The sequence below is a fragment of the Streptomyces sp. NPDC045695 genome (assembly GCF_056432025.1).
This window is the reverse complement of the sequence record NZ_JBWKJU010000016.1, coordinates 39,620-50,503: the sequence shown is the minus strand read 5'-3', so window position 1 is coordinate 50,503 and position 10,884 is coordinate 39,620. Positions and strand designations below refer to the sequence as shown.

7 protein-coding genes are annotated in these 10,884 nt (G+C 72.8%); 4 read left to right on the top strand and 3 right to left on the bottom strand.

The features are described from left to right. Nucleotides 1-321: 321 nt before the first annotated feature. From AC07DU_RS24610 to AC07DU_RS24600, 3 genes are all read left to right on the top strand, one after another. Nucleotides 322-1,770 carry an FGGY family carbohydrate kinase gene (locus AC07DU_RS24610; protein WP_479035488.1) on the top strand — a complete coding sequence of 483 codons (1,449 nt, stop codon included), beginning with the start codon at nt 322-324 and terminating at the stop codon, nt 1,768-1,770. Between the two features lie 153 nt (nt 1,771-1,923). Continuing rightward, a complete protein-coding gene (locus AC07DU_RS24605) occupies nt 1,924-3,657 on the top strand; it encodes an ABC transporter ATP-binding protein (protein ID WP_479035486.1) in 1,734 nt (577 codons plus the stop codon). Beyond that, nucleotides 3,654-5,576, top strand: coding sequence for an ABC transporter ATP-binding protein (locus AC07DU_RS24600; RefSeq protein ID WP_360903982.1), 1,923 nt, complete (start codon nt 3,654-3,656; stop codon nt 5,574-5,576). The genes AC07DU_RS24605 and AC07DU_RS24600 overlap by 4 nt, the downstream gene beginning before the upstream one ends. Before the next feature lie 49 nt (nt 5,577-5,625). Here AC07DU_RS24600 and AC07DU_RS24595 read toward each other — a convergent pair whose 3' ends face one another. From AC07DU_RS24595 to AC07DU_RS24585, 3 genes are all read right to left on the bottom strand, one after another. Further along, the gene (locus AC07DU_RS24595) at nt 5,626-6,765 is read right to left on the bottom strand and encodes an RNA polymerase sigma factor (protein ID WP_479113604.1); all 1,140 of its coding nucleotides are present in this window, start codon (nt 6,763-6,765) and stop codon (nt 5,626-5,628) included. A gap of 84 nt (nt 6,766-6,849) precedes the next feature. Continuing rightward, a complete protein-coding gene (locus tag AC07DU_RS24590) occupies nt 6,850-8,925 on the bottom strand; it encodes a molybdopterin oxidoreductase family protein (RefSeq protein ID WP_360903988.1) in 2,076 nt (691 codons plus the stop codon). A gap of 136 nt (nt 8,926-9,061) precedes the next feature. After that, nucleotides 9,062-9,769, bottom strand: a complete 708-nt coding sequence (locus tag AC07DU_RS24585; RefSeq protein ID WP_479113602.1) for a SanA/YdcF family protein — start codon at nt 9,767-9,769, stop codon at nt 9,062-9,064. Nucleotides 9,770-10,103: 334 nt separating this feature from the next. Here AC07DU_RS24585 and AC07DU_RS24580 point away from each other — a divergent pair, with 334 nt between their 5' ends. Further along, the gene (locus tag AC07DU_RS24580; RefSeq protein ID WP_479113600.1) at nt 10,104-10,859 is read left to right on the top strand and encodes a sirohydrochlorin chelatase; all 756 of its coding nucleotides are present in this window, start codon (nt 10,104-10,106) and stop codon (nt 10,857-10,859) included. The last annotated feature ends 25 nt before the right edge of the window (nt 10,860-10,884 follow it).

The following is a 10,884-nucleotide window of genomic DNA, read 5'->3' as shown; positions in this document are numbered from 1 at the left end:
GCGTGTTCCGTCGTGGTTTTTTTTTTTTTTTGGGTTTTGTCGTTGGCGCTCCTTTATGTGTGGTGGGACACCGAGGGGGGGGGGCCCCCACCCACCCCCCCCCCCCCCCCCCCCCCCCCGACAACGCGACGAGGTGCGGTGCCGGACGACACGGGCCCGACAAGATCCGGAAGAGTCGGCCTAGCCGCCCGCTGGGCACGCTCCGGGTAGGACGTAGGCCCGGGTAGGAACGTAGGCACGCCGTGGGGTTCCCGGGATCTGTGAGGTTCCGGGGACCGCGGAGAGGTCAGGACCGGCCGCGCGTGCGGCAGAATTCACCGCATGGGGATAGTCGCCGGGCTGGACAGCTCTTCCGCCTTCACACGCATCATCGTCTGCGACACCGAGACCGGTGCCGTGCTGCGCCAGGGGTACGCCCCCCATCCGCAGCCCACGGGCGAACCCGACGGCGCCAGCCCCCACGAGACCGATCCGCAGGCCTGGCTGCTCTCGCTCGGCGAGGCGGCCGGCGGCGGGATCCTCGAAGGGGTCCAGGCGATCGGGGTCTCCGCGCAGCAGCACGGCCTGCTGGCGCTGGACGCGCAGGGCACTCTGGTCCGCCCCGCCCTGGTCGGCAACGACAAGCGCGGCCAGGCCGCCGCGGCCGAGCTGATCGACTCGCTCGGCGGCCGCCACGCCTGGACCGAGGCCGTCGGCGGCGTCCCGCACGCCGCGCAGCCCATCGCGAAGCTGGCGTGGCTGGCCCGCACCGAGCCCGAGGCGGCGCGCCGGGTGGCCGTGCTGATGTCCCCCCACGACTGGCTGGTCTGGCAGCTGCTGGGCCGGCCGGTCCGGCGGACCACCGACCGCGGCGGCGCCTCCGGCACGGGCTACTGGTCGGCGGCCTCCGGCTCCTGGCGGCCCGACCTGGTCGAGCGGGCGCTCGGCCACCAGGCGCTGCTGCCCGAGGTGCTCGGCCCGGCCGACGCCGCCGGGACCACGCCCGAGGGGCTGCTGATCTCCGCCGGAACCGGCGAGACGATGGCCGCGGCGCTCGGGCTGGGGCTGGGCCCCGGCGACGCCGTGGTCTCGCTCGGTGCCTCCGGCTCGGTGATGGCGGTGCACCACGAGGCGCTGTCGGAGCCGGGCGGTCTGATCACCTCCCTGGCCGACGCCACCGGCATGCACCTGCCCGTGGTGAACACCTCCAACGCCGTACGGGCCCTGCGCGGCACCGCCGAGCTGCTCGGCACCGATCTGGAGGGGCTGTCCGAGCTCGCGCTGAAGTCGACGCCGGGCGCGCACGGCCTCGTACTCCTGCCGTACCTGGAGGGTGAGCGGACGCCGAACCTGCCGCACGCCGCCGGGACGCTGTCCGGGCTGCGCCGGGACTCGATGAAGCCGGAGCACCTGGCCCGGGCCGCCTTCGAGGGCATGCTGTGCGGGCTGGTGGACGCGCTGGACGTGCTGCGCTCGCGCGGGGTGGAGATCCGGCGGGTGTTCCTGCTGGGCGCGGCGGCCGAGCTGCCCGCCGTACAGGCGGCGGCGCCGGGGCTGTTCGGGACGCAGGTCGTCGTGCCGGCGCCGGCCGACTACGCGGCGCTGGGCGCGGCGCGCCAGGCGGCCTGGGCGCTCGGTGTGGCGCAGGGCACGCTGGCCCCGCACACTCCGCCGGTGTGGCCCACGCCCGCGGCTCAGGTGTTCGAGCCGGGCGAGGAGCTCCCGGCGTGGCAGGCGGTGCGCCAGCAGTACGTGGCGACGCGGGAGCAGCTCCACCCCGGGGCGTTCTAGGACTCCCGCTGGGACTCCCGCTCGCAGGTCCCGTCGGAGGTCCCGGCACGTCGTAGTCCTTTTGACCGGCTTTTAGGAAATCCACTGGGGATCGGACCCCCGGTTGGCCCAAGATGGGGTGAACCCCTCGATCTTCCCGACCGGAGCCTGCGCGTGCTCATACGACTTCTGCGGACCCATCTGGGGACGTATCGGAAACCGATCGCCGTGCTGGTCCTGCTGCAACTGCTGCAGACCAGCGCGAGCCTCTATCTGCCCACCCTCAACGCCGACATCATCGACACCGGTGTGGTCAACGGCGACACCGGCTACATCCTGCGCTTCGGCGCGCTGATGCTCGGCGTGTCTCTCGTCCAGCTCGTCTGCAACGCCGGCGCCGTCTACTACGGCGCCCGTACGGCGGCGGCCTTCGGCCGGGACGTCCGCGGCGCCGTCTTCGACCGGGTGCAGAGCTTCTCCGCACGGGAGCTCGGCCAGTTCGGCGCGCCGTCGCTGATCACCCGTACGACGAACGACGTCCAGCAGGTCCAGATGCTGGTGCTGATGACCTTCACCCTGATGGTGTCGGCCCCGATCATGTGCGTCGGCGGCATCGCCATGGCGCTCTCGCTCGACGTGCGGCTGTCCGGCGTCCTGCTCGCCGTGGTGCCCGTACTCGGCATCTCGGTCGGCGCCATCGTCTTCAGGACGCGGCCGCTGTTCCGTCAGATGCAGGACCGCCTGGACACCGTCAACCGGGTGCTGCGCGAGCAGATCACCGGCAACCGCGTGATCCGCGCCTTCATCCGCGACGACTACGAGAAGGACCGTTTCCGCGACGCCAACGCCGACCTCACCGGCGTCTCGCTGCTCGCCGGCAAGTTCCTCGCCCTGATGTTCCCCACCGTCATCGTGGTCGTGAACATCTCCAGCGTCGCCGTCATCTGGTTCGGCGCGATGCGCGTCGACAGCGGCGGCATGGAGATCGGCCAGCTGACGGCCTTCCTCGCCTACCTGATGCAGATCGTCATGGCCGTGATGATGGCCACCTTCATGTTCATGATGGTGCCGCGCGCCGAGGTCTGCGCGGAGCGCATCCAGGAGGTCCTGGACACCCGCTCCAGCGTGGTCCCGCCCACCGACCCGGTGCGCGAGCTGGCCAGCAGCGGGCTGCTGGAGCTGCGCGGCGCCGACTTCCGCTATCCGGGCGCCGAGGCCCCGGTGTTGCGCGGCGTGAGCCTGACGGCCCGTCCCGGCGAGACCACCGCGGTGATCGGCTCCACCGGCAGCGGCAAGTCCACGCTGCTGAGCCTGGTCCCCCGGCTGATCGACGCGACCGGCGGCCGCGTACTGGTCGACGGGGAGGACGTCCGCCGGCTCGACCCGGAGCTGCTGGCCAGGACGGTCGGCATGGTCCCCCAGAAGCCGTACCTCTTCTCCGGAACGGTCGCTTCCAACCTGCGCTACGGGCGCCCGGACGCGAGCGACGAAGAGCTGTGGCACGCCCTGGAGGTGGCCCAGGCGAAGGACTTCGTCTCCGCGCTGGACGGCGGGCTCGAAGCGCCCGTCACCCAGGGCGGAACGAACGTCTCCGGCGGCCAGCGCCAGCGCCTGGCCATCGCCCGCACGCTCGTGCAGCGTCCGGAGATCTACCTCTTCGACGACTCCTTCTCGGCCCTGGACTACGCGACGGACGCGGCGCTGCGCGCGGCGCTCGCCCGTGAGACCCGGGAGGCGACGGTGGTCATCGTCGCCCAGCGGGTCTCCACGATCCGCGACGCCGACCGGATCATCGTGCTGGACGAGGGTGCGGTCGTGGGCGAGGGACGCCATCACGAGCTGATGGCCGGCAATGAGACCTACCGGGAGATCGTGCTCTCCCAGCTGACGGAGGCGGAGGCCGCATGAGCGGGCCCGGAGGACGGATGATGGTGGGACCGGTCCAGCGGTCCATGGACTTCAAGGGTTCGGGCAAGCGGCTGCTGGGCCAGCTCGCGCAGGACCGGGCGAAGCTGTGGGGCATGGTCGGGGCCGTGGTCGCCAGCGTCGGCTGCGCCGTCGTCGGCCCGAAGATCCTGGGCGAGGCCACCGACCTGGTGTTCGCGGGGATCGTGGGCCGGGAGATGCCGGAGGGCCTCACCAAGCAGGAGGCGCTCGACGGGATGCGGGCGGACGGCCGGGGCGGGATGGCGGACATGCTGTCCGGCACCGACTTCACCCCGGGCCGGGGCATCGACTTCGGCGCGGTCGGGGTCGTGGCGGTGTGGGCGCTGGTGGTCTTCACCCTCGCCGGTCTGCTGATGCTGGTGGCGACGCGGCTGTCGAACCACGTCATGAACGACACCGTGTACCGGATGCGCGAGGAGCTCCAGGCGAAGCTGTCGCGGCTGCCGCTGTCGTACTTCGACCAGCAGAAGCGCGGCGAGGTGCTCAGCCGCGCCACGAACGACATCGACAACATCGGGCAGACGCTCCAGCAGACGATGGGGCAGCTGCTGAACTCGCTGCTGACCATCGTCGGCGTGCTCGCGATGATGTTCTGGATCTCGCCGCTGCTGGCGCTGGTCGCGCTGGTGACCGTGCCGGTCTCGGTCTTCGTGGCCGCGAAGATCGGCAAGAAGTCGCAGCCGCAGTTCGTGGCGCAGTGGAAGACGACCGGTGCGCTGAACGCCCACATCGAGGAGATGTACTCGGGGCACACGCTGGTGAAGGTCTTCGGCCGGCAGAAGGAGTCCGCCGCCCTCTTCGCCGAGCAGAACGAGGCGCTGTACCGGGCCTCGTTCAAGGCGCAGTTGGTCAGCGGGATCATGCAGCCGGTGATGTTCTTCATATCGAACATCAACTACGTACTGGTCGCGGTCGTCGGCGGTCTGCGGGTGGCCTCGGGCACCCTGTCGATCGGTGACGTGCAGGCCTTCATCCAGTACTCGCGGCAGTTCTCCATGCCGCTGTCGCAGGTCGCCTCGATGGCGAACCTCGTCCAGTCCGGCGTCGCCTCGGCCGAGCGGGTCTACGAGCTGCTGGACGCGGCGGAGCAAGAACCGGACGCCGAGGTTCCGGAGCGCCCGCAGGAGCTGCACGGCCAGGTCACCTTCGACAAGGTGGCCTTCCGCTACGAGCCGGACAAGCCGCTGATCGAGAACCTCTCGCTGACGGTCGAGCCGGGCCACACGGTCGCGATCGTCGGCCCGACGGGCGCCGGCAAGACCACGCTCGTGAACCTCCTGATGCGGTTCTACGAGGTCACCGGCGGGGAGATAGCCCTCGACGGGGTGGACATCGCGAAGATGACGCGCGAGGAACTGCGCAGCGGCATCGGCATGGTGCTCCAGGACACCTGGCTGTTCGGCGGCACCATCGCGGACAACATCGCCTACGGCGCCGCGCGCGAGGTCACGCGCGCCGAGATCGAGGAGGCGGCGCGGGCGGCCCACGCGGACCGCTTCATCCGCACCCTGCCGGACGGCTACGACACCGTCCTGGACGACGAGGGCGCGGGCGTCAGCGCGGGCGAGAAGCAGCTGATCACCATCGCCCGGGCGTTCCTGTCGGACCCGGTGATCCTGGTGCTCGACGAGGCGACGAGCTCGGTGGACACCCGTACCGAGGTGCTCATCCAGAAGGCGATGGCGCGGCTCGCGCACGGCCGTACGTCCTTCGTGATCGCGCACCGGCTCTCCACGATCCGCGACGCGGACGTGATCCTGGTGATGGAGAGCGGCTCGATCGTGGAACAGGGCACGCACGAGGAGCTGCTGGCGGCGGACGGCGCGTACGCGCGGCTGTACGCGGCGCAGTTCACGCAGGCGGTCGTCGAGGTCGACTAGGACGGTCGCGGGCGGCGGCCGGGGCGCCCCGCGGGGCGCCCCGCCGCCGTCAGTCGAGATATCCCCGCAGCTGGTCCGCGAAGGCGTGGTCGCGCAGCTTGTTGAGGGTCTTGGACTCGATCTGGCGTATCCGCTCGCGCGTCACGCCGAAGATGCGGCCGATCTCCTCCAGTGTGCGGGGGCGGCCGTCGGCGAGCCCGTAGCGCAGCTGGACGACCTTGCGCTCCCGCTCACCGAGGGTCGACAGCACGGCTTCCAGGTGTTCGCGCAGGAGGAAGAAGGCGGCGGACTCCACCGGGGACGCGGCGTCGCCGTCCTCGATGAGGTCGCCGAGCGCGACGTCGTCCTCCTCGCCGACCGGCGCGTGCAGGGAGACCGGCTCCTGGGCGAGGCGGAGCACTTCGAGGACCCGCTCGGGGCTCAACTCCAGGTGGACGGCCACCTCTTCGGCGGTGGGCTCGTACCCGCGCTCCTGGAGCATGCGCCGCTGTACGCGGATTACCCGGTTGATCAGCTCGACGACGTGCACCGGGACGCGGATGGTCCGGGCCTGGTCGGCGAGGGCCCGGGACATCGCCTGGCGGATCCACCAGGTGGCGTAGGTGGAGAACTTGTAACCGCGGGCGTAGTCGAACTTCTCAACGGCCCGGATGAGACCGAGGTTCCCCTCCTGCACCAGGTCGAGCATGGTGAGCCCGCGGCCCACGTACCGCTTCGCGACGGAGACGACGAGCCGCAGGTTCGACTCGATGAGACGGCGTTTGGCCATGCGCCCCATGACGACGAGCTTGTCGAGGTCGACGGCGAGCTGGGAGTCGAGATCGGGGGTGCTGGCGAGCTTCTCCTCGGCGAACAGACCCGCTTCGACGCGCCGCGCGAGGTCGACCTCCTCGACGGCGGTGAGCAGCGGGATCCTGCCTATCTCGCGGAGGTACTGCCGGAACAGATCGGCGGAGGGCCCCGCTCCGCTCCCGCTGTCCCCTGGGCTCCGCCTGCGCGGAGCAGGTACTGGTTCGATCAGCTCCAGTACCTCGGGCTCTTCGTCCACGGGCATGGCCTCCGAGGACTCGCTCACGTTCACGGTCAGGGTCCGGGTCTGCACGGGGGCGACCTCCAGGGCTCCGAGGACGGGGGCACCGCATTCAGTGTGGGGTACGGCACATCGCCCCCACGAGGGTCGTGCGCCCACTTTCTGAGTCCGGTGCGTGACCGGATGGTTACCCCCCGGCGGAAAGCCCGATGCAGATCGGACGTATGTCCGAGATGAACGCCCCTAGACCAGCTCGACGCGGACGGCGCAGACCTTGAACTCCGGCATCCGGGAGATCGGGTCGAGGGCCGGATTGGTCAGCGTGTTGGCGCGGCCCTCGCCCGGCCAGTGGAAGGGCATGAAGACCGTGTCCGCGCGGATGGCGTCCGTGATGCGGGCCGGGGCCACCGCGCGGCCGCGGCGGGAGGTCACCGCCAGGGGGCTGCCGTCGACGGCGCCGATGCGGGCGGCGAGGCGGGGGTGGAGTTCCACGAAGGGGCCGGGGGCGGCCGCGTTGAGCTCGTCCACACGGCGGGTCTGGGCCCCCGACTGGTACTGGGCGACGACGCGGCCCGTGGTGAGCAGGAGGGGGTAGTCGGCGTCCGGGACCTCGGCGGCGTCGCGGTGGGAGACGGGAACGAAGCGGGCCCGGCCGTCGTCGGTGGCGAACCGGTCCAGGAACAGGCGGGGCGTGCCCGGCGAGCCGTCCGGGCAGGGCCAGAACACGCCCTGTTCGGCCTCGATGCGGGCGTAGCTGATGCCCGAGTAGTCCGCCGGGCCGCCCGCGGAGGCGCGGCGCAGCTCGTCGAAGACCTCCTCGGGGGCGGTGGGGAAGCCCTTCTCGACGCCGAGACGGGCCGCGAGCTCGTGCAGCACGTACAGGTCGGTGCGCACGCCCGGCGGCGGGGTCAGGGCCCGGCGGCGCAGCAGGACCCTGCCCTCCAGGTTGGTGGTGGTGCCGGTCTCCTCCGCCCACTGGGTGACCGGGAGGACCACGTCGGCGAGGGCCGCCGTCTCGGACAGGACGACGTCGGCGACCGCGAGGAAGTCCAGGGAGCGGATGCGGTCCTCGATGTGCGCGGCGCGGGGGGCCGAGACCACCGGGTTGGAGCCCATGAGGAGGAGGGCGCGGACGTCCGTACCGAGGGCGTCGAGGAGTTCGTACGCGCTGCGGCCGGGCGCGGGCAGACTGTCGGGGTCCACGCCCCAGACCCCGGCGACGTGCGCGCGGGCCGCCGGGTCGGTCAGCTTGCGGTAACCGGGGAGCTGGTCGGCCTTCTGACCGTGCTCGCGGCCGCCCTGCCCGTTGCCCTGCCCGGTGAGACAGCCGTAGCCGGAGAGCGGCCGGCCGGCCCGGCCGGTGGCCAGGCACAGGTTGATCCAGGCGCCGACGGTGTCGGTGCCCTTGGACTGCTGCTCCGGGCCGCGGGCGGTGAGGACCATCGCGGTTTCGGGGGCGCAGAACATCGCCACCGCCTCGCGGAGCCTGGGGACCGGCACGCCGGTGATGCGTTCGACCAGCTCGGGCCAGTGGGCCATCGCGGCCGCCCGGGCCTCCTCCCAGCCCGTGGTGCGCCCGGCGATGAACTCCTCGTCCGTACGGCCCTCCGCGACGACCAGGTGCAGCAGCCCCAGCGCGAGGGCGAGGTCGGTGCCCGGGCGCGGGGCCAGGTGCAGATCGGCCTGCTCGGCCGTGCGCGTGCGGCGCGGGTCGATGACGATCAGGGTGCCGCCGTTGGCCTTGAGCTCGGTGAGGTAGCGCAGGGCGGGGGGCATCGTCTCGGCCAGGTTCGAGCCGACGAGGATCACACAGCCGGTGCGCGGGATGTCCTCCAGCGGAAAGGGCAGGCCCCGGTCGAGCCCGAAGGCCCGCTGGTGCGCGGCGGCCGCCGAGGACATGCAGAAGCGGCCGTTGTAGTCGATCTGGGAGGTGCGCAGGGCCACGCGGGCGAACTTGCCGAGCGCGTACGCCTTCTCGTTGGTGAGCCCGCCGCCGCCGAAGACGCCGACGGCGTCCGGTCCGTGCGCACGGCCCGTGCGGGCGAGGCCCTCGGCGACGGCGTCGAGGGCCTCCTCCCAGGTGGCCGGTTCGAGCCGCCCGGCGTGGGTGCGGACGAGCGGCTCCGTCAGGCGCACCCGGGAGGAGAGCACGGCGGGGGCGGTGCGGCCCTTGCCGCACAGCGCGCCCCGGTTCACGGGGAAGTCCGCGCGCTCCTCCACCGTCACGCCCGCCCCGCCCGGCTCCGGACGGAGGTTCATGCCGCACTGCAGTGCGCAGTACGGGCAGTGCGTGGCGGTGGCGGAGTCCGAGAGGTGCATGCGCCCCAGCGTGCGTCGGTGGTGTTACGCGGGGCGCCGCGGCGCGTTACAAGTCCGGGTGCTCCACCTCAGCGCCGCCCGCCGCCTGCGGTGAGGCAGGCGCGGGACCGCCGCGGGCCCGGCCGGGGAGGGTGCGTCAGCCGGCCGCGGCCGCCAGGGCCTGCGACACGCCCGGCTCCTTCGGTCCCAGGTAGCGGGGGGCGGGCTTGAAGGCCGCGTCCAGCGCCGCCTTGCCCGCCGCGAAGACCTCGCGGGTCTCCCCGTAGTACCAGGTGGCGTCGTGCACGTCGGCCACGCCGACGCCGTAGGAGTCCAGACCCGCCGCCTGGCACAGGGCGACGGCCCGGCGGATGTGGAAGCCCTGGGTGACCAGGACGGCCCGCTCGACCCCGAAGATCTTCTTGGCCCGTACGCAGGAGTCCCAGGTGTCGAAGCCGGCGTAGTCGCTGACGATCCGACCGTCCGGCACCCCGTGCGAGATCAGGTACGTGCGCATCGCGTCGGGCTCGTCGTACTCCCTGCGGCTGTTGTCCCCCGTGACCAGCACGACCTTGACCTTGCCGGTGCGGTACAGCTCGGCGGCGGCGTCGAGCCGGTCGGCGAGGTAGGGGGTGGGCTGCCCGCGCCACAGGCCCGCCCCGAACACCACGGCCACCCCGGCGGCGGGCGCGTCGGCCGTGGTCCGCAGCCGGTCGGCGGCCGCCGCGTGCATCCACGCCGAAGGCAGCAGCGCCAGCACGCAGCCCGCCATGAGGCCCTGCACCGCGAGCCGCCGGCACCGCACGCTGCGCAGCGCCGCGGCCGCCCGGCTCCACGTGACTCTCGGCAGGCGCGCTCCGCGCATCGTCCGTCCCCCTGGTGTCTCGGCTGCTGCTTCCCTGGTCAGGACGCTCGCGGGGCCGGTGTGGTTCGCCCGGCGGCCCGATCCGCCCCGGTGCGGGTCCGCACAGCCCCCCGACACCCCGCGCCGACCGCCCTGTGAGCAACCGGAAAGAACACCCGTCACCCCGGCGCAACACGACGGCAACCTCCGGGGCGCAGGATCGGTTCATGACGGAGCCGGTGCACCCTCCCGAGTCCCCCGCCTTCCCCTTCGACAGTGCCGCCGAGCTGCTCGGCCGCATCACCCTCCAGCTGGGCACCCAGCTCAGCGGCCTGCGCCGACCCGGAGTCCGCCCATGCAGCCCACCCTCGTCGCCGTCGCGCACGGCAGCCGCGACCCGCGCGCCCTCCACACCGCCCTCGCCCTCCTCGAACGGGTCCGTGATCTCCGTCCCCGGCTCGATGTCCGCCTCGGCCACATCGAGTTGAACGAGCCGCTCCTCGACGAGGTCCTCGGGGAGCTGACCGGCGAGGCCGTCCTCGTCCCGCTGCTGCTCGGCCGGGGCTACCACGTCAAGTGCGACCTGCCCGCGGGCGCCGCGCGGGCGGCCCACCTGCGCACCCGCGTCGCCGCCCCGCTCGGCCCGCATCCGCTGCTGGTCGAGGCCCTCTACGAGCGGCTCCTGGAGGCCGGCTGGAGCCCGGACCCCGGCCCGGGCGCGGCCGTCGTACTGGCCGCCGCCGGTTCCCGCGACCCCGACGCGGCGGCCGACACCCGCCGGACCGCCGAGCTGCTCTCCGAACGCCTCGGCGGGGTCCCGGTGGTGCCGGCCTACGCCTCGGCCGCCGCACCGAGCGCCCCCGAGGCGGTCCGCGCCCTGGCCGCGCGCGGGTACCACCGGATAGCCGTGGCCTCGTACTTCGCCGCCCACGGCCGGTTCGCCACCCAGACCGCCGCCGCGGCGCCCGCCCTCGCGGCCGCTCCGCTGGGCGACCACCCGGCCCTGGCCCGGCTGGTGCTGCACCGCTACGACGAGGCCCTCGCCCGCGCCGCCGCTCAGCCCGTGGCCGCGGCCACGGGCCCCGCCCGGCCGGAACTCGTCTCCGCCTGATCCCGATCTGTCAGTCGTTCCGGTT

What these genes read in the sequence shown, in the direction of transcription:
- AC07DU_RS24610 (WP_479035488.1), top strand. Translation starts at nt 322, where the DNA reads ATGGGGATAGTCGCCGGGCTGGACAGCTCTTCCGCCTTCACACGCATC.
- AC07DU_RS24600 (WP_360903982.1), top strand. Translation starts at nt 3,654, where the DNA reads ATGAGCGGGCCCGGAGGACGGATGATGGTGGGACCGGTCCAGCGGTCC.
- AC07DU_RS24590 (WP_360903988.1), bottom strand. Translation starts at nt 8,925, where the DNA reads ATGCACCTCTCGGACTCCGCCACCGCCACGCACTGCCCGTACTGCGCA.
- AC07DU_RS24585 (WP_479113602.1), bottom strand. Translation starts at nt 9,769, where the DNA reads ATGCGCGGAGCGCGCCTGCCGAGAGTCACGTGGAGCCGGGCGGCCGCG.
- AC07DU_RS24580 (WP_479113600.1), top strand. Translation starts at nt 10,104, where the DNA reads ATGCAGCCCACCCTCGTCGCCGTCGCGCACGGCAGCCGCGACCCGCGC.